The following is a 26,188-nucleotide window of genomic DNA, read 5'->3' as shown; positions in this document are numbered from 1 at the left end:
CCAGGGAAATCCCGACCGCGAAGGATCTTGACCATGTTATCGCCGTTATCGCCTCGCATTATCGCAGCGTTCACCACTGCAGTCGGCGCCGCCGCCATCGGACTTGCCGTCGCCACCGCCGGCACCGCCGGCGCCAACACCAAAGACGAAGCCTTCATTGCTCAGATGGAGTCCATTGGCGTCACCTTCTCCTCACCGCAGGTGGCCACCCAGCAAGCCCAGCTGGTCTGCAAGAAGCTGGCCAGCGGCGAAACCGGCACCGAGATCGCCGAGGAGGTCCTCAGCCAAACCAACCTGACCACTAAGCAGGCAGCCTACTTCGTCGTCGACGCAACCAAGGCCTACTGCCCGCAATACGCCAGCCAGCTCACCTAGCCGCTGCCCACCCGATGCGGGGATCCCGTCAACCGGGATCCCCGCATTCGCTTTGCCGCCGGACAACGAAAGCGTTTGAAACGCCATTCAATTCGGCCGATTCGACTCGCGGTGCCGTGCGGCGCTCACTCGGACTCGGTGTCGGCTGTTGACTCTGCCGCAACGGGATTGCTATGCAGTACGAAGCTGTGGGCCAACATGAGGAGATTTCGATGAAGCATCCACCTTGTTCCGTTGTTGCCGCCGCCACCGCCATACTCGCCGTCGTCCTGGCGATCGGCGGCTGCTCAACCGAAGGGGACGCCGGCAAAGCGTCTGACACCGCGGCCACGGCATCCAACGGCGATGCGGCCATGCTACTCAAGCAGGCCACCGATGCGATGCGCAAGGTCACCGGAATGCACGTCAGACTTGCGGTGACAGGCGACGTGCCAAACCTGCGGGTGACCAAGCTCGAAGGCGATATCTCCAACACACCGCAGACGGTTGCCACCGGTAGCGCGACATTGCTCGTCGGCAACAAGAGCGAAGACGCGAAGTTCGTCTATGTTGACGGTCACCTGTACTCCGACCTAGGCCAGCCCGGCACCTACACCGATTTCGGCAACGGCGCCTCGATCTACAACGTGTCGGTGCTCCTCGACCCCAACAAGGGCCTGGCCAACCTGTTGGCTAACCTCAAGGACGCGTCGGTTGCCGGCAGCCAGCAGGCGGACGGTGTCGCGACCACCAAGATCACCGGGAACTCGTCTGCTGACGACATCGCGACGCTGGCCGGCTCACGTCTGACCTCCGAAGACGTCAAAACGGTGCCCACCACCGTCTGGATCGCTTCGGATGGATCCTCGCACTTGGTCCAGATCCAGATCGCTCCCACCAAAGACACGTCGGTGACGTTGACGATGTCCGACTGGGGTAAGCAGGTCACCGCCACCAAACCGGTCTAGCCATCGTCCTAATTGCTTGTTGAAACCGCCGCACCGCCGGCATTCGGAAAGGACTCACCAATGACGACGATGATTACTCTTCGGCGACGGTTCGCGGTGGCCGTCGCCGGCGTCGCCACTGCCGCCGCGACGACCGTCACCCTGGCTCCCGCACCAGCAAATGCCGCCGATGTCTATGGCGCAATTGCCTACTCCGGCAACGGCTCGTGGGGCCGATCGTGGGACTACCCAACCCGGGCGGCTGCCGAAGCCACCGCCGTCAAGTCGTGTGGCTACTCCGACTGCAAGGTGCTCACCAGTTTCACCGCCTGCGGCGCCGTCGCCGCCAACGATAGGGCATACCAGGGAGGAGTTGGACCCACCTTGGCCGCCGCCATGAAGGACGCCCTGACCAAGCTCGGCGGCGGCTACATCGACACCTGGGCCTGCAACTAATCCCGCACGCCCGCTTAGGCAGCCGACCGATCGTCGGTACCGCCGTGCATCCCGGTAGCAACGCTGTCGACTGCGCCCGCGCAGATCGGCCTGCCCGCGACCGGTGAACCTCGGCTGACCACTGCAGATCACTCCAAGAATTCCTAGAGATAACAAAAAGGTCACCATCGGAACCTTTTCTCAACATCCACTCCGCATAGCGGAACGAGAAAAGGACCGACGATGACGACCAGCAAAATCGCCACCGCCTTCAAGACCGCCACCTTCGCGCTGGCCGCCGGTGCCGTTGCACTGGGATTGGCCAGCCCCGCCGACGCAGCGGCGGGCACCATGTATGGCGACCCGGCAGCCGCCGCCAAGTACTGGCGCCAGCAGACATACGACGACTGCGTCCTGATGTCGGCCGCGGACGTGATCGGTCAAGTGACCGGCAGGGAGCCTTCCGAGCGCGCCATCATCAAAGTGGCCCAGTCGACACCCAGCGTCGTGCACCCCGGGTCCATCTACACAAAGCCGGCCGACGCCGAGCACCCGAACTCGGGAATGGGTACCAGCGTGGCCGACATACCGACGCTGCTGGCGCATTACGGCGTCGACGCCGTTATCACCGACGAGGACCACGCCACAGCCACCGGAGTCGCCACCGGCATGGCCGCCCTCGAGCAGTATCTGGGCAGCGGGCACGCCGTGATCGTCAGCATCAACGCCGAGATGATCTGGGGCCAGCCCGTCGAGGAAACCGACAGTGCCGGCAACCCGCGGTCTGACCACGCCGTGGTGGTGACCGGTGTCGATACCGAAAACGGCATTGTTCACCTCAACGACAGCGGTACCCCCACGGGCCGCGACGAGCAGATCCCGATGGAAACCTTCGTCGAGGCGTGGGCCACCAGCCACGACTTCATGGCCGTCACCACCTGAACCGCGCTCGAATGTCGATCACCACAGCGGGCAGCCACTCGTTGCAAGAACACCGGGTCGGCTGCCCGCCGATCGCATGTTTGGATGAGCACCAACAGGATTCCCGTGGGACATTCACGATCATCTTTACAGGGCCAGCATTTCACCCGCATGGAAACAGCCGATGCCGCTGTCAAGGGCCACCGACCCGGTACATCGCACGGCGTGCCGAGATCCTGGGTTCTTACCGCATCGGCGAAACGTGGTATCACAATGACCGGTAGCGACACCCTATTGGCACCTTGGCACCGCAAGCCACGGAGGACCCGCAATGGCTGGTAGCGCGACAGTGGAGAAGCGGCTCGACTTCGGCCTGCTTGGACCATTGCAGATGACTATCGACGGCACCCCGGTGCCATCGGGCACCCCCAAGCAACGGGCTGTGCTAGCCATGTTGGTCATCAACCGCAACAGGCCCGTAGGAGTCGACGCCCTAATCACCGCCCTCTGGGAGGAGTGGCCACCCTCGGGCGCACGCGCGAGTATCCACTCCTACGTGTCTAATCTGCGTAAGCTCCTCGGTGGCGCCGGGATCGACCCACGGGTGGTGTTGGCCGCAGCGCCGCCGGGTTATCGGCTCAGCATCCCCGACAACACTTGCGATCTGGGGCGGTTTGTTGCCGAAAAAACCGCGGGCGTGCACGCGGCCGCCGCCGGCCGGTTCGAACAAGCCAGCCGCCACCTGTCGGCCGCATTGAGAGAATGGCGTGGGCCGGTGCTCGATGACCTGCGCGACTTCCAGTTCGTCGAACCCTTTGCCACGGCGCTGGTAGAAGACAAGGTTCTTGCCCATACCGCCAAGGCGGAGGCCGAAATCGCGTGTGGGCGGGCCAGCGCAGTGATCGCCGAGCTCGAGGCTCTGACATTCGAACACCCCTACCGGGAGCCGCTGTGGACACAGCTGATCACCGCCTACTACCTCTCCGACCGGCAATCCGATGCGCTGGGCGCCTATCGCCGGGTGAAGACAACACTGGCCGACGACCTCGGCATCGACCCCGGTCCGACGTTGCGCGCTCTCAACGAGCGGATTCTGCGTCAGCAACCGCTGGATGCCAAGAAGTCCGCCAAAACCACCGCTGCCGGCACCGTCACGGTGCTCGATCAGCGCACCATGGCGTCGGGCCAGCAGGCGGTGGCCTACCTGCACGACATCGCCTCGGGTCGCGGCTACCCACTGCAAGCCGCGGCGACCCGGATCGGGCGTCTGCATGACAACGACATCGTCCTAGACAGCGCCAACGTCAGCCGCCACCACGCCGTCATCGTCGACACGGGCACCAACTACGTCATCAACGACCTCCGATCGTCCAACGGCGTGCATGTGCAGCACGAGCGAATCCGCTCCGCGGTCACGCTGAACGACGGCGACCACATTCGCATCTGTGACCATGAATTCACGTTCCAGATCAGCGCGGGGACGCATGGCGGCACGTAGATCCGTGGACACAAGCCCTTAACACCGATGTCCACGGATATGACTGCTACACAAAGCTTTTCGTGGCAACGTCGCGCGCTGGCCGCCGGCGCTGGGCTGCGGTAACCAATTACCACAACACTTTTCGGTAGCCGAACAGCGGCGCGTACCAGCGAATGGCACAGCCACCGCAGTCGCCGACATCCCGCGAAGATGTGGCAGATTTTCGTGCGGTCGAGCCGGCGAAGGCCTAGCGTCATTGTTGCCTGGCAAGGTTGCTGGGCCCGGCGATCGCAGCCGACGTGATACCTGACCGTTGTTGATAGTGTCGGCGGCAGCGGGTTGGTTGGGAGGATCAGCGATGAGCGACGCACAGGACTCGCGGGTGGGCTCGATGTTTGGGCCCTACCACCTCAAACGGCTGTTGGGCCGGGGCGGGATGGGCGAGGTCTACGAGGCCGAGCACACCGTCAAGGAGTGGACCGTCGCCGTCAAGCTGATGACCGCGGAATTCAGCAAGGACCCGGTGTTTCGCGAGCGGATGAAACGCGAAGCCCGCATCGCCGGCCGGTTGCAGGAACCTCACGTGGTGCCCATCCACGACTACGGCGAAGTCGACGGCCAAATGTTTTTGGAGATGCGCCTGGTGGAGGGCACCGACCTTGACAGCGTGCTCAAACGCTTCGGCCCGCTGACCCCACCGCGCGCGGTGGCCATCATCACCCAGATCGCCTCGGCGCTCGATGCCGCACACGCCGACGGGGTGATGCACCGCGACGTCAAACCGCAAAACATTCTGATCACCCGCGACGACTTTGCCTATCTGGTCGACTTCGGGATCGCCAGTGCGACCACCGACGAGAAACTGACCCAGTTAGGCACCGCGGTGGGCACCTGGAAATACATGGCCCCCGAACGGTTCTCCAACGACGAGGTAACCTACCGCGCCGACATCTACGCGCTGGCCTGCGTGCTGCACGAATGCTTGACCGGGGCCCCGCCGTATCGCGCCGACAGCGCCGGCACACTGGTCAGCTCCCACCTGATGGGACCCATCCCCCAGCCCAGCGCCATCCGCCCGGGCATCCCCAAAGCCTTTGACGCGGTGGTCGCCCGCGGCATGGCCAAAAAGCCCGAAGACCGCTACGCCAGCGCCGGCGACCTGGCCCTGGCCGCCCACGAAGCGCTCAGCGACCCCGACCAAGACCACGCCGCCGACATCCTGCGCCGCAGCCAAGAATCCACCCTGCCCGCGCCGCCTAAGCCCGTCCCGCCTCCGACCATGCCGGCCACCGCCATGGCTCCTCGGCAGCCACCCGCACCCCCCGTCACCCCGCCGGGTGTCCAGCCGGCACCAAAGCCGTCCTACACGCCCCCGGCCCAGCCGGGGCCTGCCGGACAGCGGCCTGGCCCCACCGGCCAGCCGTCCTGGGCGCCCAATAGCGGCCCGATGCCGGCCAGCGGACCCACTCCCACCCCGCAGTACTACCAGGGCGGCGGCTGGGGCGCACCGCCGTCCGGCGGCCCCAGCCCCTGGGCCCAGACCCCGCGCAAAACCAACCCGTGGCCCTTAGTGGCCGGCGCCGCCGCCGTCGTGCTCGTCCTCGTGTTGGGCGCCATCGGCATCTGGATCGCCATCCGGCCCAAGCCGGTACAGCCGCCTCAGCCGGTTGCGGAGGAGCGCCTTAGCGCCCTACTGCTGAACTCCTCAGAAGTCAACGCCGTGATGGGCTCGTCGTCCATGCAGCCGGGCAAACCGATCACATCGATGGACTCTTCGCCGGTGACGGTGTCCCTGCCGGACTGCCAGGGCGCGCTGTATACCAGCCAGGATCCGGTGTATGCCGGCACCGGCTACACCGCCATCAACGGCTTGATTTCATCCGAGCCGGGCGACAACTACGAACATTGGGTGAACCAAGCCGTCGTCGCCTTTCCGACCGCCGACAAAGCCCGCGCGTTCGTGCAGACTTCGGCCGACAAATGGAAGAACTGCGCAGGCAAGACGGTCACCGTCACGAATAAGGCCAAGACCTACCGGTGGACGTTTGCCGACGTCAAAGGCAGCCCGCCGACGATCACGGTGATAGACACCCAAGAAGGCGCTGAGGGCTGGGAATGCCAACGCGCGATGAGCGTGGCCAACAATGTGGTCGTCGACGTCAACGCATGCGGGTACCGGATCACCAATCAAGCAGGCCAGATCGCCGCCAAGATCGTTGACAAAGTCAACAAGGAATGACGCATTCGGCGGTGGCCGTTTAGGCCGGAAGATCCGGGCCTTGCGCGCGCAGATCGTCCACCGCCGACATGGCGGTGCGCAGCTTGGCCAGCCACTCCTCGGTGTGCTCGCCGACCAGCTTGACCGACCACGCGAGGGCATCCGAGCGGGAACGAGCCACGCCAGCGTCGACCAAGGTGTCCAGCACCTGCCGTTCCGGCTGCTTTAACCGCGTCATCACCGGTACTGCGATGTGCGTGAACAAGATTCGCTCACCACCGACCTCGACGCCCCAGGACACCTTGCGTCCGTAGCGATTCTGGGCTTCATCGGCGATAGTCATTCGCTCCGGTCGGGTTTCGTCGCGGAATCGCGACACGCGGCCCGAGGCTCGGGCCGCACTTTCTTCCTCGGGGCTCTCGAGTCCAGGCAGCTTGCCAATCACCGTAATTTCTTCACGGTCGACGATGACGGTGGGGTCGCCGTCGAACCAGTCCTCGGGCAGGCGGCCAGCGAACCATTCCGCCGCCCCACTGGCATCTGGTTGCTGAGCTTGCTGCCAGCCGCCGGGGCGACCGTAGCGCCGCCCGTGCATGTGATGGTGCCTCATAATTACATGATTACATACTTTCATCTTTAATGACATCGCGTTCACCGGCAGCGAAACGTGACACCGGTTCCTGGCCGGCGCGAAAACAGCGTCCGGCCTGGCGAGAACCATTGTGATCAGCCATTCGACGTTGTATTTTTGGTATCGAAGCAGGCCCGGTTAGTGACCAATCGAAAGTGCCGGAAGACGGGGTGAAGGCCGGCCGCGCAAGACCCGCAGAAGGCGGTGTCAGACGCCCCCCGAGAGTCACGCCGGGTCTGCCCATGTGTACCGGTGTGCCTGCCTACGGTGACGAGCCGGCCAAATCGTCGTCTTGGGCCGCGCCGCCGGAGCCGGTGCGAGTGGCCCCTCGCCGGACTCGAAAAAGCCTGACGTCACCCCGGATTCCCCTGAGGCGACGGGGGCCGGCGAAGGACCACTGAAATCCGTCGGCTTCGGGGGCATCACCAAGGGCCTCCCGCACCGAATCCGCGACCAGCACGGCACCCGGGCGCGCCACCCCGGTCACCCGGCTTGCCACGTTGACCGGGCTGCCGAACCAGTCGCCGGCCCGGCTAACCGCCATCCCGGAGGCGACGCCGGCTCGCAGCCGGGGAAAGTTGTTGTCGGTGTCGACGACCTCGACCAGCTTCAGCACGGTGTCCAGCAATGGCGCCGGATCAGGACAGACCAACATGACCGCGTCGCCGATCGTCTTAATGAACCACACCGGCGGAGCGGTCAGGTCACGCGCGAGGCCGGCCAGCCGCCCGGCGAGGTGCCCTAGCTCTTCGGCCGACACCACTTCGCCTAGCTGGGTGAAACCGACCAGGTCGGCGAAGGCAACGGTGACCTGTCGCGCTCCCGGTAGCGGCTTGCCGGCCGCACGCTCTCCGGCGTTGACGGCCTCCGTCTCCATCATGTGCCGCAGCTGCATGAACAGCATGTCCTGGATCATCGGCCCCAGCAGCGGCACGATCTGGCTCACCAGCGCCTGCGACCCCTTCGCGATGTCCAACTCGGTAGCCCCCGGCCGCATAATGGCCTCCAGCGCGGTGTAGCGCATGGCCTCGGCGGCGTGTGACAAGCCCTCGGCGAGCACACGCACGACCAGCACGACTTGGTCGGGATTCAGCCCCAGCTCAACGAACCGCTGTGCGCGTGCGGCCGCCTCACCGTCGGCACGCATGTGCACCACCGCGTCAGGATCATCCACTCTGGCCAGACCGACAGCGCGCTGCACCCGCTGCAGCAGCTCGAGGTCAACGCCATAGTTCTCGCTAATCTCCCTTGCGGATACGTAGGTGCCGTCGTCGCCGACGAGGTGGCGGGTGGCCAGCAGCAACGGCGGGTTGGTCGCCCGAATCTCGTCGGGGGTGATGCCCTGCTCGAGCAACCACTCGACAAGCTTCGCACGCTCGGCGCGCGCGGTACCGCCCAGGTCGCCCAACAGATCGTCGATGTTCGCGTCGTCCGCCTCGCGCACGTGGTCTGTCACCAGTCAACGTTAACGCCGCCGCACATGTCCTGCGGCCGGGCAAAAACGTGAAAAACGAGCGGGCGACTGCAATGTCATGACACCGACGGCCGCCGATGGGCCCAGGGTCTGGCAGATTCGATCTGTGCGGCCAGTGCCAGCAGCGTCGCCTCGTCATACGGCCGGCCGACGAGTTGAACCGACATGGGCAGGCCGTCGCCGTCGAAGTCCCACGGCACCACGGCCGCGGGCTGGCCGGTCAGATTCCAGACTTGAAAGTACGGAACCCGCTGCACCACCAGCAGCAACGTCGAAACTGCACCCCGGCGTTGGTAGGCGCCGATGCGGGACGGGCCGGTCGCGGCGCCTGGCGTCACAACTACGTCGACATCGTCGAAGATCGACTGGATCCGGCTGCTCAGCACCACCTCGGCGGCCCGCAGGGCCGCCATCCGCCGGTCGGAGAAGAACGACCCTAGACGCGCTATGGCTCGGGTACGTGCTTCGAGGCGGTCCGGGTGCGCCTGCGCGTCCGCGTCGTCGCTGATACCGCGGAAAAAGCGGGGCAGGTAGTTGGCATAGGTCGAAGCCGGATAGTCGGGATCGCGGACGACGACGTCGTGGCCCAGATCACGTAGCAACGCACCTGCCTGGTGGACGGCTGCCAGTTCTTGCTTGCCGCACCTAACGGGCAGCGGGGTTGGAACCCTGGTGCTCAAGGCAATTCGCAGCCGGCCGGGTTGGCGTGCGGCCGCGGCCACAAACTCGCCTTCGGGACCAGGCACCGTTGTGGTCGCGTCCAGTAGCAACGCCGCGTCCATTACCGACCGCGCGATCGGGCCATTGACGCTCAGCCCCTGCCAGGCCCCGTCGTGCGGCTCCAAGGAAATCCGATCGCGCTGTGGTTTCAGCCCAAACAGACCGCACCAGGTACACGGGATACGAATCGATCCGCCACCATCGGATCCCAGTGCCACTGGCGCCAGCCCGGCCGCTACCGCCGCAGCGCTGCCGCCGCTGCTGCCGCCAGGGGTTCGATTGAGGCACCACGGATTCCGGGTGGCCCCGAAGGCCAGCGACTCGGTGAAGGGCATGATCATCAACTCAGGCACGTTGGTTTTGCCGATGATGACAGCGCCTGCCGCGCGCAGCCGGCGAACCACCTCTGCGTCGGACGTCGCGGCCGGACCGTGCCCGGCGCTGCCGTATGTCGTCACCTCCCCGGCGATGTCGACATCATCTTTGATGGCGATCGGCACGCCCAGGAGCGGCAGCCGCTCACCGGCGTCGAGGCGTTGCTGGGCGGCCTCGGCCTCCGCACGCGCCCGGTCGAACTGCACCACCCGGTAGGCGCGCAGGTGGCTGTCCAGACGCTCAATTCGTTGCAGGTAGACCTCGAGCAGCATCGGCGCGGTGAGTGCACCGTCAGCCAGCATCCGCGCCTGTGCCGCGGCACCGGCGAAGGCCAGGTCAGTAGGGTCCACGGCGGCAGCGTATCCCGTTCACTTGGGCGGTCTCCGAGAGGTCCAGTACCGTAGCGACATGCCCTGCGTGTTCTGTGCGATCATCGCCGGGGAGGCTCCGGCCATCCGGATCTACGAGGACGGCGGCTATCTCGCGATCCTCGACATCCGCCCGTTCACCCGCGGCCACACGCTGGTGCTGCCCAAGCGACACACCGTTGACCTCACCGACACCCCGCCGGAGGCGTTGGCTGACATGGTCGCCATCGGCCAACGCATCGCGCGGGCGGCCCGCGCCACGAAGTTGGCTGACGCGACACACATCGCCATCAACGACGGCCGTGCCGCTTTTCAGACGGTGTTCCACGTTCACTTGCACGTATTACCGCCGCGCAACGGCGACAAGCTGTCGGTCGCCAAGGGAATGATGCTGCGCCGCGACCCGGACCGGGAAGCCACCGGACGGATCCTGCGGGAGGCGCTGGCGCAACAGGATGCCGCTGCGCAAGACTGACCCCATGGACATTTCCCGATGGCTTGAGCGCCACGTAGGCGTGCAGCTGCTCAGGCTGCACGACGCGATCTACCGAGGCACTAACGGTCGGATCGGACACCGAATCCCCGGCGCGCCACCGAGTTTGCTGCTGCATACCACCGGCGCCAAGACGAGCCAGCCGCGAACCACGTCACTCACCTATGCTCGCGACGGCGACGCGTACCTGATCGTGGCGTCCAAAGGTGGCGATCCCCGCTCGCCGGGTTGGTACCACAACCTCAAGGCCAACCCGGACGTCGAAATCAACGTCGGGCCCAAGCGATTCGGTGTGACAGCGAAACCGGTGCAGCCCCACGACCCGGACTACGCGCGGCTCTGGCAGATCGTCAACGAGAACAACGCCAACCGATACACCAACTACCAGAGCCGGACGTCACGGCCAATCCCGGTCGTCGTATTGACCCGCCGCTAAATCTCGGCGCTTCTGCGCGTCGAGCCGGTAAATTTGCCGGCCCCTACTCGTACTTCGTCTGCAGATCTTCAGGTTCGGTGAAGCGGCCGACGAGCGCCATCCTGGCTGCGCCCGGGTGAAGGCGCTCAGTAGTCCTTGATCGTGATGGAATGCACGATTCGTTCGAACTCCTCCTGCGGTATCGGCGCACCACCGGGGATGTTGTCGCTGACCAACCATTGGTTGCGCTCGACAAAGCCGTGAAATTCGGCGTGGTAATTGGCGAATCCGAGTTGGTAGTCGTCACCGGCCGCCTTGAGTTCGCCGGCCAGGATGTAGGCACCCAGCAGGGCGACGCTGGTCCCCTGCCCCGACAAGGGCGAGCAGCAATAACCAGCGTCGCCAACGAGCGCTACCCTGCCCCGCGACCAGCGATCCATCAGGATCTGCGACATTTCGTCGAAATAGAAATCCGGTGCGCTGCGCATGTAGTGCAGCAGTTGCGCGCGCACCCAGCCGTCCTCGGCCATCCGACGTTGCAGTTCGGCGAACTGAGCTTCGGTGTCGCGGTAGTCGATCCGCAGTTCGGTGTCCATGAAGGCTAGTGCAGCGCGGGCTTCGGTGTTGTTGCGCGCACTGTAAACGCCAGCCATGGTGGAGTCACCGTAATGCCAGGTCTGCCAGTAGTCCAACTCCAGGAAGTTGGGCACGGTAAAAATCGCCGCGTGAGTTCCTAATCGCTTGACAAACTGCTCCTCCGGACCGAAAACCAACCTGCGCACGTTGGAATGCAGTCCGTCGGCACCGATAACGAGGTCGAACTCGCGGGCCGCCGCGCGCTCAAAGGTCACCCGCACCGAGTCGCCGTCGTCCTGCAATGTGGAAATGCTGTCGTCGAACAGGTATTCAACGCTGGGTTGAGTTGCCCCGTAGAGCAATTCGACAAGATCGTCACGTAGCAGCTCGATATCGGGACTGTTGACTGGACCGCCGGTGGGCGTCGATTCGGTGTCCCGGAACAGCTCATTGCCGTCACGATCGACGAAGGAGGCGCCCCGAATCCTCGTCTTGTGTTCCTGGGCGGCTGCCAGTAACCCCATACGTTCCAACACATCCAGCGCCGGACCTCGGACATCAATAGCCTGCCCCCCTGGTCGCAGCCCGGGATGGCGCTCCACCATCGTTACCGAATAGCCGTGCCGCCCAAGCCAGTACGCCGCCGCCGTACCGGCCACACTGGCGCCGGAAACCACAACCGTCTTCACGTCACTCAATCCCGGCCAGCTTCTTGGCCTCACGGAAAATGTCGTCGAGCATCGTAGGAGTCAACCTACCGGTGAACATATTCTGCTGGCTCGGGTGGTAGCAGCCCAGTAGCCGCACACCGGCTCCCAGCTCGGTAACGACGCCGTGGCCGAACCGCGGCTTGGGTGTCCCCGACGCGCCCGCCAGGCGCAACGCGACCTGCCAGGCGAACCCGCCGAGGGCGACGATCGCACGGATGTGATCGGACACCAGCCGCCATTCCGCATTTAGCCAGGGTGAGCATGTCAGCCGCTCGGCCGGTGTCGGCGAGTTGCCCGGGGGCGCACACCGCACCGGTGCGGTGATCCGAATCCGGTTGGCCCGCAGCCCGTCCGCGGCGTCGACGCTGACCGGTGAGTTCACCAGGCCGGCCCTATGCAGTGCTGCATAAAGCTGATCTCCCGACCGATCGCCGGTGAACATTCGTCCGGTCCGGTTGGCCCCGTGCGCGGCGGGCGCCAGCCCGAGGATCAGCAACCGCGGCCGCTTCGACCCCCACCCCGGCACCGGGCGCCCCCAGTAGGGCTGGTCGGCGAAGGCACGGCGCTTGACGACGGCGACCTCCTCACGCCAACTGACCAGCCGGGGACACGCCCGGCACACGCTGATCAGCGCGTTGAGTTCGCAGATCGAGCCAGCGCCCCCGGCCAGCGCTGACACCTGCGCGGCATCGGCAGCCACCGGGGTCTGCGGTGTCGCCGGATCACCTGGCCAGCCGGAACCGGGCTCTACCGGGGACCTGAACGCCCGGCCGGTCTTCGGATGCATGAGCACACGAACATCCTGCATCCGGGCTGCGGCAGCGCAGAAATTCGGTGGCCCCCATACCGGTTTGGCGCTAGATTCAGCCGCGATATTCATGAGAAACAGCAACCGCGGCCCGGCATTCCTGATCCTGTTCGCAACGCTGATGGCGGCCGCGGGTGATGGCGTCTCGATAGTCGCGTTTCCGTGGCTGGTGTTGCAGCGCGAGGGCAGCGCTGGGCAGGCCTCGATCGTGGCCAGTGCGACCATGCTGCCGCTGTTGTTCGCCACGCTGGTCGCCGGCACCGCGGTCGACTACTTCGGGCGTCGCCGGGTGTCGATGGTGGCCGATGCGCTGTCGGGTGCGGCGGTGGCCGGCGTCCCCCTGGTGGCGTGGGGGTACGGCGGCGACGCGGTCAACGTGCTGGTGCTGGCCGTATTGGCCGCCCTGGCGGCCGCCTTCGGCCCGGCAGGCATGACGGCTCGTGACTCGATGCTGCCCGAGGCCGCCGCTCGGGCAGGCTGGTCGTTGGACCGCATCAACGGCGCCTACGAGGCGATCCTCAACCTGGCCTTTATTGTCGGCCCGGCCATCGGTGGCTTGATGATCGCGACGGTTGGCGGCATCACCACAATGTGGATTACCGCGACGGCATTCGGGTTGTCCATCCTCGCGATTGCCGCCCTGCAACTCGAGGGTGCCGGCAAGCCGCACCACACCTCGCGGCCCCAAGGGTTGGTATCCGGGATCGCCGAGGGGCTGCGCTTCGTCTGGAACCTGCGGGTATTGCGCACCCTCGGGATGATTGACCTGACCGTCACCGCGCTGTATCTGCCGATGGAGAGCGTGCTGTTCCCGAAATACTTCACCGACCACCAGCAACCGGTGCAGCTGGGTTGGGCGTTGATGGCGATCGCCGGCGGCGGCCTGGTGGGAGCGCTGGGGTATGCCGTGTTGGCTATCCGCGTTCCCCGTCGCGTGACCATGTCGACCGCGGTTCTTACCCTGGGTTTGGCATCGATGGTCATCGCGTTCCTGCCGCCACTGCCGGTCATCATGGTGTTGTGCGCGGTGGTCGGCCTGGTGTACGGACCCATCCAGCCGATCTATAACTACGTGATACAGACGCGGGCAGCACAGCATCTGCGCGGCCGGGTAGTCGGGGTGATGACGTCGCTGGCCTACGCCGCCGGCCCGTTGGGTCTGTTGCTGGCCGGTCCACTGACCGACGCCGCTGGACTGCATGCCACGTTTCTCGCGTTGGCACTGCCCATCGTGTGCACCGGGCTGGTCGCGATCCGGCTGCCCGCGCTGCGCGAACTGGATCTGGCGCCCCAAGCGGACATCGATCGGCCCGTAGGATCGGCTCAGTGAATACCGATGTGCTGGCTGGCCTGATGGCCGAGCTGCCCGAGGGGATGGTGGTCACCGACCCCGCCGTCACCGACGGCTACCGGCAAGACCGGGCCTTTGACCCTTCGGCCGGCAAACCGCTGGCAATCATCCGGCCACGGCGCACCGAAGAGGTGCAGACGGTGCTGCGTTGGGCCAGTGCGAACCAGGTGCCCGTGGTGACCCGAGGAGCCGGTAGCGGCCTTTCGGGCGGGGCGACCGCCCTGGATGGCGGGATCGTGCTGTCCACCGAAAAGATGCGCGACATCACCGTCGACCCGGTCACCCGCACCGCAGTGTGCCAGCCCGGCCTGTACAACGCCGAGGTGAAGGAGGCCGCCGCCGAACACGGCCTGTGGTATCCCCCGGATCCGTCGTCGTTCGAGATCTGCAGCATCGGCGGCAACATCGCCACCAACGCCGGCGGGCTGTGCTGCGTGAAGTACGGCGTCACAGGCGACTACGTACTGGGCATGCAGGTTGTGCTGGCCAACGGCACCGCGGTCCGGCTGGGCGGCCCACGGCTCAAGGACGTCGCCGGGCTTTCCCTGACCAAACTGTTCGTCGGCAGCGAAGGCACGCTGGGCGTCATCACGGAGGTGACGTTGCGACTGCTGCCCGCACAGAATGCATCGAGCATCGTGGTGGCCAGCTTCGGCTCGGTGCAGGCGGCGGTCGATGCGGTGCTCGGGGTTACCGGCCGACTTCGCCCCGCGATGCTGGAGTTCATGGATTCGGTGGCGATCAACGCCGTCGAGGACACCTTGCGGATGGACCTGGACCGCGATGCGGCGGCCATGCTGGTGGCTGGTTCTGATGAACGTGGCCGCGCGGCCACCGAAGACGCCGCCGTGATGGCCGCCGTGTTCGCCGAAAACGGTGCGATAGACGTGTTTTCGACCGACGACCCGGATGAGGGCGAGGCGTTCATTGCGGCCCGGCGGTTCGCCATTCCGGCGGTCGAGAGCAAGGGGGCGTTGCTGCTCGAGGACGTCGGGGTACCGCTGCCCGCACTGGGCGAACTGGTCACCGGGATTGCGCGCATCGCCGAGGAGCGGAATCTGATGATCTCGGTGATCGCCCACGCCGGGGACGGCAATACCCACCCGTTGCTGGTGTACGACCCCGCAGATGCCGCGATGCTAGAGCGCGCCCACCTCGCGTACGGCGAAATCATGGACCTGGCCGTCGGCCTGGGCGGCACGATCACCGGCGAACACGGCGTGGGCCGGTTGAAACGGCCGTGGTTGGCCGGCTATCTCGGGCCCGACGTCCTGGCCCTCAACCAGCGCATCAAGCAAGCGCTGGACCCCCAGGGCATCCTCAATCCCGGCTCGGCGATCTGATCCGTCGCGACGTCCCGCCGAGTGTGAACCGCACGACGCGTCCTCGGCGTGTCGCGTCACCAGATTCACAATCGCCGATTGATATTACCGATGGAATGTCTTAGACATAAGACATGACATCAGTAATGTCTCACGAATTCCAGCTCGCCACCGCCGAAACCTGGCCGAATCCGTGGCCGATGTACCGCGCGTTGCGCGACCACGACCCGGTGCACCACGTCGTCCCGCCGCAGCGTCCCGAGTACGACTACTACGTGCTGTCCCGGCACGCCGACGTCTGGTCGGCAGCGCGGGACCATCAGACGTTCTCGTCGGCGCAAGGCTTGACCGTTAACTACGGCGAGCTGGAAATGATTGGACTGCACGACACCCCGCCCATGGTGATGCAGGATCCGCCGGTCCACACCGAGTTTCGCAAGCTGGTGTCGCGCGGCTTCACGCCACGACAGGTCGAAACCGTCGAGCCCACGGTGCGCAAGTTCGTCGTTGAGCGGCTCGAAAAGCTGCGCGCCAACGGTGGCGGCGACATTGTCACCGAACTATTCAAACCGCTCCCGTCGATGGTGGTGGCGCACTATCTCGGTGTTCCCGAAGAGGATTGGACGCAATTCGACGGGTGGACCCAGGCCATCGTGGCGGCGAACGCGGTTGACGGCGCCACCACCGGCGCACTGGACGCGGTCGGCTCGATGATGGCCTACTTCACCGGGCTGATCGAGCGACGCCGCACCGAGCCCGCCGACGACGCCATCTCCCACCTGGTAGCCGCCGGGGTCGGCGCCGACGGCGACACCGCCGGCACACTGTCCATACTGGCGTTCACGTTCACCATGGTCACCGGCGGCAACGACACCGTCACCGGCATGCTAGGCGGTTCGATGCCGTTGCTGCACCGGCGGCCCGACCAGCGCCGGCTGCTGCTGGATGACCCAGAGGGCATCCCCGACGCGGTCGAGGAGCTGCTGCGGCTCACCTCGCCGGTGCAGGGGCTGGCGCGCACAACCACGCGCGACGTCACGATCGGTGACACCACCATCCCGGCCGGTCGCCGGGTGCTGCTGCTGTACGGCTCGGCCAACCGTGACGAACGCCAATACGGCCCGGACGCAGCCGAACTCGATGTCACTCGGTGCCCGCGCAACATCTTGACCTTCAGCCACGGCGCCCACCACTGCCTGGGTGCGGCCGCGGCCCGGATGCAATGCCGGGTGGCGCTGACCGAACTGCTGGCCCGGTGCCCGGACTTCGAGGTGGCCGAGTCACGCATCGTGTGGTCCGGCGGCAGTTATGTCCGGCGTCCGCTGTCGGTGCCGTTCCGAGTGACATCCTGATGGCGGGTACCGACTGGCTGTCCGCGCGTCGGACCGAGTTAGCCGCAGATCGGATACTCGACGCCGCCGAGCGACTCTTTACGCAGCGTGACCCGGCGTCGATCGGCATGAACGAGATCGCCAAGGCCGCAGGCTGTTCGCGCGCAACACTGTATCGGTACTTCGACAGCCGCGAGGCGCTGCGAACCGCGTACGTGCACCGCGAGACCCGCCGGCTCGGCCGCGAGATCATGGTGAAGATCGCCGATGTCGTCGAACCTGCCGAACGGCTGCTGGTGAGCATCACCACGACGTTGCGGATGGTCCGCGACAACCCCGCGTTGGCCGCGTGGTTTACCACCACCCGCCCACCGATCGGCGGCGAGATGGCCGGACGGTCCGAGGTGATCGCGGCCCTGGCCGCGGCATTCCTCAACTCACTAGGTCCCGACGATCCGACCACCGTCGAACGCCGCGCCCGCTGGGTGGTCCGGATGCTCACATCGCTGCTGATGTTCCCCGGCCGTGACGAAGCCGACGAACGAGCGATGATCGCGGAGTTCGTCGTCCCGATCGTGACACCTGCTTCTGCCGCCGCTAGGAAGGCCGGTCACCCTGGACCCGAGTGAAACGGTGCAACAACCACGCCAATGGGATCGTCAGCACCAGCGTCACGAGACAAAGGTTCACCATCGAACTGGTGTAAACCCGATACCCGAGCACGTCCACCATGGCGATCTCCATGGTCACCAGATGGATCAGGAAGATCTCGTAGGAGATCTCACCAAGAAACACCATCGGCCGGCTGGCCAGCAACTGGGCATACCACCCCTGGTCACCCAAGGCCAGCGGTGCCACCGCCAGCACGGCGATCACGGCATAGAAGGCGGTCTTGACCAGCGCCTCGGCCAGCGCTGTGGGCGACGTCGTGGGCGCGCCCGCGATCGGAGTGGAGACGATGAAGTAGCAGATGACCGCCAACGGTATGGCCACGAATGCATAACAGCGCACGCCCATCGCCGCCAGCACGGCCAGCATCATGCCGCCGACGAACCAAGCCAGATAGGTGGGTAGCCACAGCCGAGCGCCGTCGGGCATCCAGTGCGTGTTGTGCACCAGGATCAACCATGCCGGGCTGATCATCGTCAGCCCCGCCATGGTGGCCAACAGCAACCTGGGCTGCCATCGCCGCCGGCAGACGAGCACCAACAGTAGGTATGCCAACGCCGGCAACGCCAGGTAGAAGGCAACCTCCACCGCGAGGCTCCACATTTGGGTCAGACCCTGATGCAGGAACGCACCCAGATAGCCGTCGGTATAGATCTGCGTCAAGGTGAGGTTGCGGAACAGCCCGACCCAGGTGTGCCCGGGGTTGGGCCCCGCCGTGCGGAAGTGATAGACGAGGTAGGCCAACAGAACGGTGACGGTGTAGGCGGGCATGATCCGCCGGACCCGGTGCCACGCATAGCGGCTCAACGACGGCGGGGGGCCGCCGGTAGCGGCGGACTTAACCCATGGCCGGAATAGCAGGAACCCCGACAGCACGAAAAAGATCGGAACGCCGATCTCCATGCGGGACGACATCAGGCCCCAATAGCCGTGGGTGTACTTGCCGGTGGTGTAGGCCGCATGAGTGCCGACGACCAGCAATGCGGCAACAGCACGGATCCCGGTCAACGACGCCACCCGGTCCACGTGGGCGATCCGCTCGAGTCCGCCCTGGGCGGCTCTTTCCTTGGGCAGGGTCATCCGACGTGTTTCCGCCGTGGTTTGCCGCCATTATGCCGGCGCGCCGCGTCGGGCGGCCGGTATGGCCGAAGGTCGATCAGCACACCCGAGATACGGGTCTGTGCAAGCTTTTTGAGCGTCGCGCGGGGCAGCTTCGCCGGCAATTCTACTAGCGAGAAGTCTGGCCCGATACGGATCTGACCGAAGTCGCTGCGGTGCAGCCCACCCTCATTGGCGATGGCGCCGACGATGGCGCCTGGACCGATCTTGTGCCGCTTGCCGACGGCGACGCGGTAGGTGGTCAAGTCCGGTCTACGCTTGGGCCTTTGCGGACGGTCCCGACGCTGGTCGCGGTTGCGCCGCGAAAGCGGCGGGTCGGGTGCCATCAGGAATGCCTCACCGCCGCGGCACTGCACGGCCAGTGCCGCGGCGATGTCAGCCATCGGGACATCATGCTCGCGTTCATACTCCTCGACCAGTCGGCGGAACAGCTCGATTCCCGGACCGCCCAGCGCATTGGTGATGGAATCGGCGAACTTGGCCACCCGCTGGGTGTTGACATCCTCGACGGTGGGCAATTGCGCCTCGGTAAGCGTTTGCCGCGTAGCCTTTTCGATCGCCTTGAGCAGGTGAAGCTCCCGTGGCGAGACGAATATCAGCGCGGCTCCCGAACGCCCGGCCCTGCCGGTGCGCCCGATCCGGTGTACGTAGGACTCGGTGTCGTGCGGGATGTCGTAGTTAAGCACGTGTGATATCCGCTCCACGTCGAGTCCGCGCGCCGCCACATCGGTGGCGACCAGGATATCGATGTCGCCGTCCCGCAGCGCCGTGATGGTCCGCTCCCGCTGCGCCTGCGGGACGTCACCGCTGATGGCAGCCGCGGAAAACCCTCGGGCACGCAGCTTTTCGGCAATCTCCTCGGTCGCCTGCTTGGTGCGGACAAAGACGATCATCGCCTCGAACGGCTCGACTTCGAGCACTCTGGTGAGCGCGTCCATCTTCCGTGCTACCTGAATGTAGCTCTGCGAAATATTCTCGGCCACAGCGGTTTTCGCCTTACAAGTGACTTCGAACGGATCGTGCAGATACTTGGCGCTGAGTTTGCGGATCGCCGGCGGCATGGTCGCGGAAAACAGGGCGACCTGCTTGTATTCGGGGGTCTCGGACAGAATGCGCTCAACGTCGTCGGCGAAACCCATGGTCAGCATCTCATCGGCCTCATCGAGCACTAGAAAGTCCACCCGCGACAGGTCCAAGGTCGCCCGTTCGAGATGGTCTATCATACGACCGGGGGTGCCAACCACCACCTGCGCGCCGCGTCTCAATCCGGCCAGTTGCACGGCATACGACGATCCGCCGTAGATCGGCAGCACGTTGAGTTGCGACAGATAGGCACCGTAGCGGCCGAACGCCTCGGCCACCTGCAGAGCCAGCTCCCGGGTGGGCACCAGCACCAGCGCCTGGGGCACCTTGCTGGTGATGTCGATCTTGGACAGCATCGGAATCGCAAATGCCGCCGTCTTGCCGGTGCCGGTCTGCGCCAGCCCCACCACGTCGGAGCCTGCCATCAACGCCGGGATCGTAGCCGCCTGGATAGCCGTCGGTGACTCGTAACCGACGTCGCCGATCGCCCGCAAGACGCGGGGATGAATCTGCAGGTCAGCAAACGTCGCAGCGGACGCCGCAGGCGAATATTCCGGGAAGGCCATCAGGCCGTCAAGTTTAGTGGTGACCCGGCCACGCCTACCGCACCCGCGGGCCCGATGGCGGTACGGTGCCCGGTGTGTGGTCACCACCCTGCCCCACCACGCCGCGTGTTGGCGTGGTCGCTGCATTGGTCGCCGCGACGTTGACCGGTTGCGGTTCGGGCGACTCCACGGTCGCTAAGACGCCGGAGGCCACCCCATCCCTGTCAACTGCTCACCCGGCCCCGCCGAGCAGCGAACCGAGCCCGCCGTCCGCGACAGCTGCCCCACCCAGCAACCACAGCGCCGCGCCGGTCGACCCGTGTGCGGTGAACCTCGCCTCGCCCACAATCGCCAAAGTCGTCTCCGAACTTCCTCGCGATCCGCGCAGTGAGCAGCCCTGGAACCCAGAACCGCTGGCCGGCAACTACAACGAGTGTGCCCAGCTGTCGGCGGTGGTCATCAAGGCCAACACGAACGCCGGCAATCCGACCACCCGCGCGGTGATGTTCCACCTCGGCAAGTACATACCGCAGGGGGTGCCCGATACCTATGGGTTCACCGGCATCGACACCTCGCAGTGCACGGGAGACACGGTGGCATTGACGTATGCCAGCGGCATCGGGTTGAACAACGTTGTCAAGTTCCGCTGGAACGGCGGCGGCGTCGAGCTGATCGGCAACACCACCGGCGGTTAAGCCGACGGGTGCAGCCCAGTTTGCCTGTCCGTTGTCTCACCGAGGAGTTGCTGCTGTGTTCGTCACCGGTGACAGCATCGTCTACAGTGCTTCGGATCTCGCAGCCGCCGCCCGGTGCCAGTACGCACTGCTCCGTGAATTCGACGCGAAACTAGGCCGGGGACCGGCCGTCGCAGTTGACGACGAACTGATGGCGCGAGCCGCCGTTCTCGGTAGCGCGCATGAAGGACGCCGACTCGACCAACTGCGCCACGAGTTCGGCGACGCGGTGGCTATCATTGGCCGGCCGGCCTACACGCCCGCCGGGCTGGCGGCAGCCGCCGACGCGACGCGACGTGCCATCGCCAACCACGCCCCGGTGGTGTATCAGGCCGCCATGTTCGACGGCCGCTTCGTCGGGTTCGCCGACTTCCTGATCCGCGACGGTCACCGGTACCGGGTCGCCGACACCAAGCTCGCCCGCTCGCCAACCGTGACCGCGCTGCTACAGCTGGCGGCCTATGCCGATGCGCTGGTTCACTCGGGCGTTCCGGTGGCTGCCGACGCCGAGCTCGAACTCGGCGACGGCACGATCGTGCGCTACCGCGTCGGCGAGCTCATCCCGGTCTACCGGTCCCAGCGTGCGCTTTTACAGCGATTGCTGGACGGCCACTACACCGCGGGCACCGCGGTGCGCTGGGACGACGAACGCGTGCAGGCGTGCTTCCGCTGTCCGCAGTGCACCGAGCGGCTGCGCGCCAGCGACGATCTGCTACTGGTCGGAGGGATGCGAGTCCGCCAGCGCGACAAGCTCCTTGAGGCCGGCATCACCACGATCGCCGAACTGGCAGATCACACCGCGCCGGTTCCCGGCCTGACCACGAACGCGCTGGGCAAGCTGACCGCACAGGCCAAACTGCAAATCCGCCAACGCGATACGGGAGCACCACAGTTCGAGATCGTCGACCCGCGGCCGCTGACACTGCTGCCGGAGCCAAACCCCGGCGACCTGTTCTTCGACTTCGAGGGTGACCCGCTGTGGACCGCCGACGGCAAACAGTGGGGCCTGGAATACCTGTTCGGGGTGCTGGAAGCCGGACGGGCGGGAGTATTCCGACCATTGTGGGCGCATGACCGGACAGCCGAACGCCAGGCGCTGACCGATTTCCTGGCGATAGTCGCCAGACGGCGCCGGCGCCACCCCAACATGCACATCTACCACTACGCGCCCTACGAGAAGACCGCGCTGCTGCGGCTGGTCGGACGCTACGGCATCGGCGAGGACGACGTCGACGACTTGCTGCGCAACGGAGTCCTGGTGGACTTATACCCGTTGGTACGCAAGAGCATTCGGGTGGGCACCGACTCGTTCAGCTTGAAGGCGCTGGAGCCGCTGTACCTCGGGACGCAGCCACGCTCCGGCGACGTCACCACCGCCGCCGACTCGATCAACTCCTATGCCCGGTACTGCGAACTGCGCGCGGCCGGCCGCATCGATGAGGCGGCAACCGTGCTCAAAGAGATCGAAGGCTACAACCACTACGACTGCCGGTCCACCCGCGCGCTGCGTGACTGGCTGCTCATGCGCGCCTGGGAAGCCGGCGTCACACCCATTGGCGCTCAACCAGTTCCGGACGCCGACCCTATCGACGACGGTGACTCGCTGGCGTCGGTACTGTCCAAGTTCACCGGCGATGCCGCCGCCGGCGAGCGCACGCCGGAACAGACAGCGGTCGCCTTGCTGGCCGCTGCCCGCGGCTATCATCGCCGCGAGGACAAGCCGTTCTGGTGGGCGCACTTCGACCGGCTCAACTACCCCGTCGACGAATGGTCGGACAGCACGGACGTCTTCCTTGCCAGCGAGGCTTCGGTCACCGTCGACTGGCATATGCCGCCTCGCGCGCGCAAGCCGCAGCGGCGGGTCCGGCTTACCGGTGAACTGGCACGTGGGGACCTCAACGGGAATGTGTTTGCCCTCTACGAACCCCCGGCGCCGCCGGGCATGACCGACAATCCTGATCGCCGAGCCGCGGGCCCCGCCGCAGTGGTTGAGACCGACGACCCCACTGTGCCCACCGAGGTGGTCATCGTCGAACGAACCGGCAGTGACGGCAATACATTTCAGCAGCTCCCGTTCGCGCTCGCTCCCGGGCCGCCGGTGCCGACGACGGCCCTGCGGGAATCGATCGAATCGACGGCCGCTGCCGTGGCTTCCGGATCGCCGCAACTGCCCAGCACCGCGCTAATGGACGTGCTGCTGCGTCGCCCTCCTCGCACGCGCAGCGGCGCCGCATTGCCCCGCAGCAGTGACCCAGTCACCGATATCGCCGCGGCGGCGCTGGACTTGGACTCGTCATACCTGGCGGTGCACGGCCCTCCGGGGACCGGCAAGACATACACCGCGGCCCGGGTGATCGCGGAGTTGGTCACCGAGCATGCCTGGCGTATTGGCGTTGTCGCCCAGTCGCACGCCACGGTGGAGAACCTGTTGGAAGGTGTGATCAGCGCTGGCCTGGACCCGGGGCAGGTCGCCAAAAAGCCGCACGACCACACCGCTGGGCGCTGGCAGTCGATCGACGGGAGCCAGTACACAGAATTCATCCGCGACACCGCCGGATGCGTGATCGGCGGCACGGCGTGGGACTTCGCCAACGGCAATCGGGTGCCGAAAGCCAGCCTGGATCTGCTGGTGATCGACGAGGCTGGCCAGTTCTGCCTGGCCAATACCATCGCCGTGGCGCCCGCGGCCACAAACCTGTTGCTGCTTGGCGATCCACAGCAACTGCCTCAGGTAAGTCAGGGCACACATCCCGAACCCGTCGACACCTCCGCATTGTCGTGGCTGGTAGATGGGCAACACACGCTGCCCGACGAACGCGGCTACTTCTTAGACCGCTCGTACCGGATGCACCCGGCGGTGTGCGCGGCCGTGTCGGCGTTGTCCTACGAGGGCAGGCTGTGTTCCCACACCGAGCGCACCGCCGTGCGCCGCCTCGACGGGTATCCCCCGGGGGTGCATACGCGTGGCGTGCACCACAAGGGCAATTCGATCGAAAGCCCCGAAGAGGCCGAGGCGATCCTCGCCGAGCTGCGGCAGCTGCTCGGCTCGCCGTGGACCGACGAGCACGGCACCCGGCCACTGGCCGCTTCCGATGTGCTTGTGCTCGCGCCGTACAACGCCCAGGTGGCGCTGGTCCGTCGGCGGTTGGCGTCTGCCGGACTTGGCGGGGCTGACGGAGTACGGGTAGGCACCGTCGACAAATTCCAGGGCGGGCAGGCACCGGTGGTCTTCATCTCGATGACGGCCTCGTCCGCCGACGATGTTCCACGCGGAATCTCGTTCCTGCTCAACCGGAATCGGCTCAACGTCGCGGTCAGTCGGGCACAGTATGCCGCGGTTATAGTGCGCTCGGAGCTGTTGACTCAGTATCTGCCTGCCACGCCCGACGGCCTGGTGGACCTGGGGGCATTCCTTGGGCTGACGTCGACCAGCTGACCGCCAGCGGACCCCCAGCACCGCTGCGTGACGCTGCGGCCGCTGCCGGGCGCGACGCCCGCAGCGGCTGGGTGTCGCAATCCTCTTCCGGTTCCCGACGAAGGATGTACTCGACATAGTCGTCGTCGTCAGCGTCGCCATCGGATTCGGGCAACGGCTCTTTGGCAACCGCAGCACCGGTGAAGTCAACCAGGAACAACGCGGCAACGATCCCGAATAGGGCGACGAAGGCGGGCAACAGCATCGATTGCGACATCGCGGCCGCGAAGGGTTCGCGCACGAACTCGGGCAGCTGCAACACGGTAGCGTCCTGCCCGGCGGGACCGGTAAGGGCGTCCACACCACCGGGCATCTCGGCGGCGATGCGCGACGTCATGAACGCGGCCATGCTCGCGCTCCCCAGCACAGCCCCCAGCTGCCGGACGGCGTTGAACACACCTGAGCTCGCACCGGCCAGGTGCGGCCGTAGATTGCGGGTCGCGGTGACGGTCAGCGGCGACCACACGAACGCCCCAGCAACGCCTAACGCGATGAACGGCAACACCAGCCGCCAGATGGGCGTGCCCGGAGCCATCTCGCATAAGAGCCATGTCATTGCGATCGCCAGCACCGAGAAGCCGAAACCCAGTACGCACAACGGATGGGACCTGTCAATGATCATGCCGACGAACGGGGCCAGCACGCCACCGACGATCGCCGTCGGCGCGAACAGCACGGCCGTGTGGGTCGGCGACAACCCACACACCGCCTGCGCATAAAACGTCACCGGCAGCATCATCCCCGTCCCCGCGAAGGCGATGATCGCTATCCTGAGGTTGGACAAGCTGAAGTTCCGGTCGTTGAAGACCTCCAGTGGGATCAGCGGCTCGCGGGCGTTCCGCGCCTGCCAGTAAACGAACAGCGACATAAACCCGATACCGCCGACGATCACCGCCCAAATCCAAGGCTGCCAATTGGCGGACTGGCCCTGCTGTAGTCCGAAGACAATCAGAAACATTCCCGCACCAGACAATCCGACGCCGAACCAATCGAACCGATGCGGGTGGTGGGGTAGTGCCGGAATCAGATAGGCCGCCAGGATCAGGCCGATGACGCCGACGGGAACGTTGACGAAGAAAATCCACTCCCACCCCATGCTGTCGACCAGCGCGCCGCCGGCCAACGGTCCCACCAGGCTGGCGACACTGGCGACGGTGCCCCATGCGCCCAGCGCGACACCGCGGCGATGAGCCGGGAAGATCCGCGTTATCGTCGACAGCGTCTGCGGGGTAAGCAATCCGGCGCCGACGCCTTGCACCACTCGAGCGGCAATCAGCATGCCGGCACCGCTCGACAGACCGCACCCCAGCGACGCAACGGTGAATACCCCCAGGCCAATCAGGTAGAGATTCTTCGGGCCGAACCGGTCGCCAAGCCGGCCGGCCACCAGCATTGGCACCGCGTAGGCCAGCAGATAGGCGCTGGTCACCCAAACCACGGTGGCGTAACCGATGCGTAGCTGGGCCATGATGGTCGGATTCGCGATGGCTACGACGGTGGAGTCGAGCATGATCATGAAGAAGCCAACCATCATCGCCCACAGCGCAGGCCAGGGGTTTCGGAAGTAGCTGCTCCCGGCCGCCCGGCGTATCGCCGTAGTCATACACGCACCTCGTTTGGCTTGCTAGCGGTGG

General features: G+C 65.8%; 22 protein-coding genes and 1 other RNA gene. 15 read left to right on the top strand and 8 right to left on the bottom strand.

The genetic code is table 11. The features are described from left to right. The first annotated feature begins 33 nt into the window (after positions 1–33). From Rv1271c to pknH, 6 genes are all read left to right on the top strand, one after another. Positions 34–375, top strand: a complete 342-nt coding sequence (locus tag Rv1271c; RefSeq protein NP_215787.1) for a hypothetical protein — start codon at positions 34–36, stop codon at positions 373–375. 212 nt (positions 376–587) lie between these two features. Further along, on the top strand, positions 588–1,322 hold the full coding sequence (gene lprA / locus Rv1270c) for a lipoprotein LprA (RefSeq protein ID NP_215786.1): 735 nt from the start codon (positions 588–590) through the stop codon (positions 1,320–1,322). A 60-nt stretch (positions 1,323–1,382) separates the two neighbouring features. Further along, positions 1,383–1,757 carry a hypothetical protein gene (locus tag Rv1269c; protein NP_215785.1) on the top strand — a complete coding sequence of 125 codons (375 nt, stop codon included), beginning with the start codon at positions 1,383–1,385 and terminating at the stop codon, positions 1,755–1,757. A gap of 222 nt (positions 1,758–1,979) precedes the next feature. Then, entirely contained in the window at positions 1,980–2,678 is a 699-nt protein-coding gene (locus Rv1268c) for a hypothetical protein (RefSeq protein NP_215784.1), read from the top strand. A gap of 310 nt (positions 2,679–2,988) precedes the next feature. Then, positions 2,989–4,155 (top strand): transcriptional regulator EmbR, encoded by a 1,167-nt coding sequence (gene embR, locus Rv1267c; RefSeq protein NP_215783.1) that lies wholly within the window; start codon positions 2,989–2,991, stop codon positions 4,153–4,155. A gap of 340 nt (positions 4,156–4,495) precedes the next feature. After that, positions 4,496–6,376: a serine/threonine-protein kinase PknH gene (gene pknH, locus Rv1266c; protein NP_215782.1), complete on the top strand. Its 1,881-nt coding sequence runs from the start codon at positions 4,496–4,498 to the stop codon at positions 6,374–6,376. Between the two features lie 19 nt (positions 6,377–6,395). Here pknH and Rv1265 read toward each other — a convergent pair whose 3' ends face one another. Then, positions 6,396–7,076: a hypothetical protein gene (locus Rv1265; RefSeq protein ID NP_215781.1), complete on the bottom strand. Its 681-nt coding sequence runs from the start codon at positions 7,074–7,076 to the stop codon at positions 6,396–6,398. A gap of 35 nt (positions 7,077–7,111) precedes the next feature. Here Rv1265 and mcr11 point away from each other — a divergent pair. After that, positions 7,112–7,242: non-coding RNA, Putative small regulatory RNA (mcr11, locus tag RVnc0013), on the top strand. A gap of 6 nt (positions 7,243–7,248) precedes the next feature. Here mcr11 and Rv1264 read toward each other — a convergent pair. Both Rv1264 and amiB2 read right to left on the bottom strand, forming a co-directional pair. Continuing rightward, on the bottom strand, positions 7,249–8,442 hold the full coding sequence (locus Rv1264) for an adenylyl cyclase (protein ID NP_215780.1): 1,194 nt from the start codon (positions 8,440–8,442) through the stop codon (positions 7,249–7,251). Between the two features lie 74 nt (positions 8,443–8,516). Next, positions 8,517–9,905: an amidase AmiB gene (gene amiB2, locus Rv1263; protein NP_215779.1), complete on the bottom strand. Its 1,389-nt coding sequence runs from the start codon at positions 9,903–9,905 to the stop codon at positions 8,517–8,519. A gap of 58 nt (positions 9,906–9,963) precedes the next feature. On the opposite strand from amiB2, the gene Rv1262c reads away from it, so the two are divergent. Together Rv1262c and Rv1261c are read left to right on the top strand one after the other, a co-directional pair. After that, a complete protein-coding gene (locus tag Rv1262c) occupies positions 9,964–10,398 on the top strand; it encodes a hypothetical protein (protein NP_215778.1) in 435 nt (144 codons plus the stop codon). 4 nt (positions 10,399–10,402) lie between these two features. Further along, entirely contained in the window at positions 10,403–10,852 is a 450-nt protein-coding gene (locus tag Rv1261c; RefSeq protein NP_215777.1) for a hypothetical protein, read from the top strand. A 125-nt stretch (positions 10,853–10,977) separates the two neighbouring features. Here Rv1261c and Rv1260 read toward each other — a convergent pair whose 3' ends face one another. Together Rv1260 and udgB are read right to left on the bottom strand one after the other, a co-directional pair. Continuing rightward, positions 10,978–12,096: an oxidoreductase gene (locus Rv1260; RefSeq protein ID NP_215776.1), complete on the bottom strand. Its 1,119-nt coding sequence runs from the start codon at positions 12,094–12,096 to the stop codon at positions 10,978–10,980. Between the two features lies 1 nt (position 12,097). Next, a complete protein-coding gene (udgB, locus tag Rv1259) occupies positions 12,098–12,997 on the bottom strand; it encodes a uracil DNA glycosylase (RefSeq protein NP_215775.1) in 900 nt (299 codons plus the stop codon). Here udgB and Rv1258c point away from each other — a divergent pair. From Rv1258c to Rv1255c, 4 genes are all read left to right on the top strand, one after another. Then, entirely contained in the window at positions 12,996–14,255 is a 1,260-nt protein-coding gene (locus Rv1258c) for a multidrug-efflux transporter (protein NP_215774.1), read from the top strand. The genes udgB and Rv1258c overlap by 2 nt on opposite strands. Then, positions 14,252–15,619 carry an oxidoreductase gene (locus Rv1257c; RefSeq protein NP_215773.1) on the top strand — a complete coding sequence of 456 codons (1,368 nt, stop codon included), beginning with the start codon at positions 14,252–14,254 and terminating at the stop codon, positions 15,617–15,619. Before Rv1258c ends, Rv1257c begins: the two co-directional genes overlap by 4 nt. Before the next feature lie 113 nt (positions 15,620–15,732). Next, positions 15,733–16,950: a cytochrome P450 Cyp130 gene (cyp130, locus tag Rv1256c; RefSeq protein ID NP_215772.1), complete on the top strand. Its 1,218-nt coding sequence runs from the start codon at positions 15,733–15,735 to the stop codon at positions 16,948–16,950. After that, on the top strand, positions 16,950–17,558 hold the full coding sequence (locus Rv1255c; protein ID NP_215771.1) for an HTH-type transcriptional regulator: 609 nt from the start codon (positions 16,950–16,952) through the stop codon (positions 17,556–17,558). Before cyp130 ends, Rv1255c begins: the two co-directional genes overlap by 1 nt. On the opposite strand, the gene Rv1254 is transcribed toward Rv1255c, so the two are convergent. Together Rv1254 and deaD are read right to left on the bottom strand one after the other, a co-directional pair. Beyond that, positions 17,527–18,678: an acyltransferase gene (locus tag Rv1254; RefSeq protein ID NP_215770.1), complete on the bottom strand. Its 1,152-nt coding sequence runs from the start codon at positions 18,676–18,678 to the stop codon at positions 17,527–17,529. The two genes, Rv1255c and Rv1254, sit on opposite strands and share 32 nt — an antisense overlap. Beyond that, entirely contained in the window at positions 18,675–20,366 is a 1,692-nt protein-coding gene (gene deaD / locus Rv1253; protein ID NP_215769.1) for an ATP-dependent RNA helicase DeaD, read from the bottom strand. Before deaD ends, Rv1254 begins: the two co-directional genes overlap by 4 nt. A gap of 65 nt (positions 20,367–20,431) precedes the next feature. Here deaD and lprE point away from each other — a divergent pair, with 65 nt between their 5' ends. Continuing rightward, positions 20,432–21,040 carry a lipoprotein LprE gene (gene lprE, locus Rv1252c; RefSeq protein ID NP_215768.1) on the top strand — a complete coding sequence of 203 codons (609 nt, stop codon included), beginning with the start codon at positions 20,432–20,434 and terminating at the stop codon, positions 21,038–21,040. Between the two features lie 55 nt (positions 21,041–21,095). Then, a complete protein-coding gene (locus Rv1251c; protein NP_215767.1) occupies positions 21,096–24,515 on the top strand; it encodes a hypothetical protein in 3,420 nt (1,139 codons plus the stop codon). On the opposite strand, the gene Rv1250 is transcribed toward Rv1251c, so the two are convergent. Beyond that, the gene (locus Rv1250) at positions 24,418–26,157 is read right to left on the bottom strand and encodes an MFS-type drug transporter (protein ID NP_215766.1); all 1,740 of its coding nucleotides are present in this window, start codon (positions 26,155–26,157) and stop codon (positions 24,418–24,420) included. The two genes, Rv1251c and Rv1250, sit on opposite strands and share 98 nt — an antisense overlap. Positions 26,158–26,188 lie beyond the last annotated feature (31 nt).

Origin of the sequence: Mycobacterium tuberculosis H37Rv, assembly GCF_000195955.2 — a bacterium.
In the GTDB taxonomy this organism is placed as follows: Bacteria; Actinomycetota; Actinomycetes; order Mycobacteriales; family Mycobacteriaceae; genus Mycobacterium; species Mycobacterium tuberculosis.
The sequence above is the reverse complement of the archived record's forward strand: the minus strand, read 5'-3'. Positions and strand labels throughout refer to the sequence as shown.

Coding starts and splice junctions, on each gene's coding strand:
- Rv1268c (NP_215784.1), top strand. CDS start 1,980: ATGACGACCAGCAAAATCGCCACCGCCTTCAAGACCGCCACCTTCGCG.
- cyp130 (NP_215772.1), top strand. CDS start 15,733: ATGACATCAGTAATGTCTCACGAATTCCAGCTCGCCACCGCCGAAACC.
- Rv1255c (NP_215771.1), top strand. CDS start 16,950: ATGGCGGGTACCGACTGGCTGTCCGCGCGTCGGACCGAGTTAGCCGCA.
- udgB (NP_215775.1), bottom strand. CDS start 12,997: ATGAATATCGCGGCTGAATCTAGCGCCAAACCGGTATGGGGGCCACCG.
- pknH (NP_215782.1), top strand. CDS start 4,496: ATGAGCGACGCACAGGACTCGCGGGTGGGCTCGATGTTTGGGCCCTAC.
- Rv1261c (NP_215777.1), top strand. CDS start 10,403: ATGGACATTTCCCGATGGCTTGAGCGCCACGTAGGCGTGCAGCTGCTC.
- Rv1271c (NP_215787.1), top strand. CDS start 34: ATGTTATCGCCGTTATCGCCTCGCATTATCGCAGCGTTCACCACTGCA.
- embR (NP_215783.1), top strand. CDS start 2,989: ATGGCTGGTAGCGCGACAGTGGAGAAGCGGCTCGACTTCGGCCTGCTT.
- Rv1250 (NP_215766.1), bottom strand. CDS start 26,157: ATGACTACGGCGATACGCCGGGCGGCCGGGAGCAGCTACTTCCGAAAC.
- Rv1254 (NP_215770.1), bottom strand. CDS start 18,678: ATGACCCTGCCCAAGGAAAGAGCCGCCCAGGGCGGACTCGAGCGGATC.
- lprA (NP_215786.1), top strand. CDS start 588: ATGAAGCATCCACCTTGTTCCGTTGTTGCCGCCGCCACCGCCATACTC.
- Rv1269c (NP_215785.1), top strand. CDS start 1,383: ATGACGACGATGATTACTCTTCGGCGACGGTTCGCGGTGGCCGTCGCC.
- deaD (NP_215769.1), bottom strand. CDS start 20,366: ATGGCCTTCCCGGAATATTCGCCTGCGGCGTCCGCTGCGACGTTTGCT.
- Rv1265 (NP_215781.1), bottom strand. CDS start 7,076: ATGGTTCTCGCCAGGCCGGACGCTGTTTTCGCGCCGGCCAGGAACCGG.
- Rv1258c (NP_215774.1), top strand. CDS start 12,996: ATGAGAAACAGCAACCGCGGCCCGGCATTCCTGATCCTGTTCGCAACG.
- Rv1262c (NP_215778.1), top strand. CDS start 9,964: ATGCCCTGCGTGTTCTGTGCGATCATCGCCGGGGAGGCTCCGGCCATC.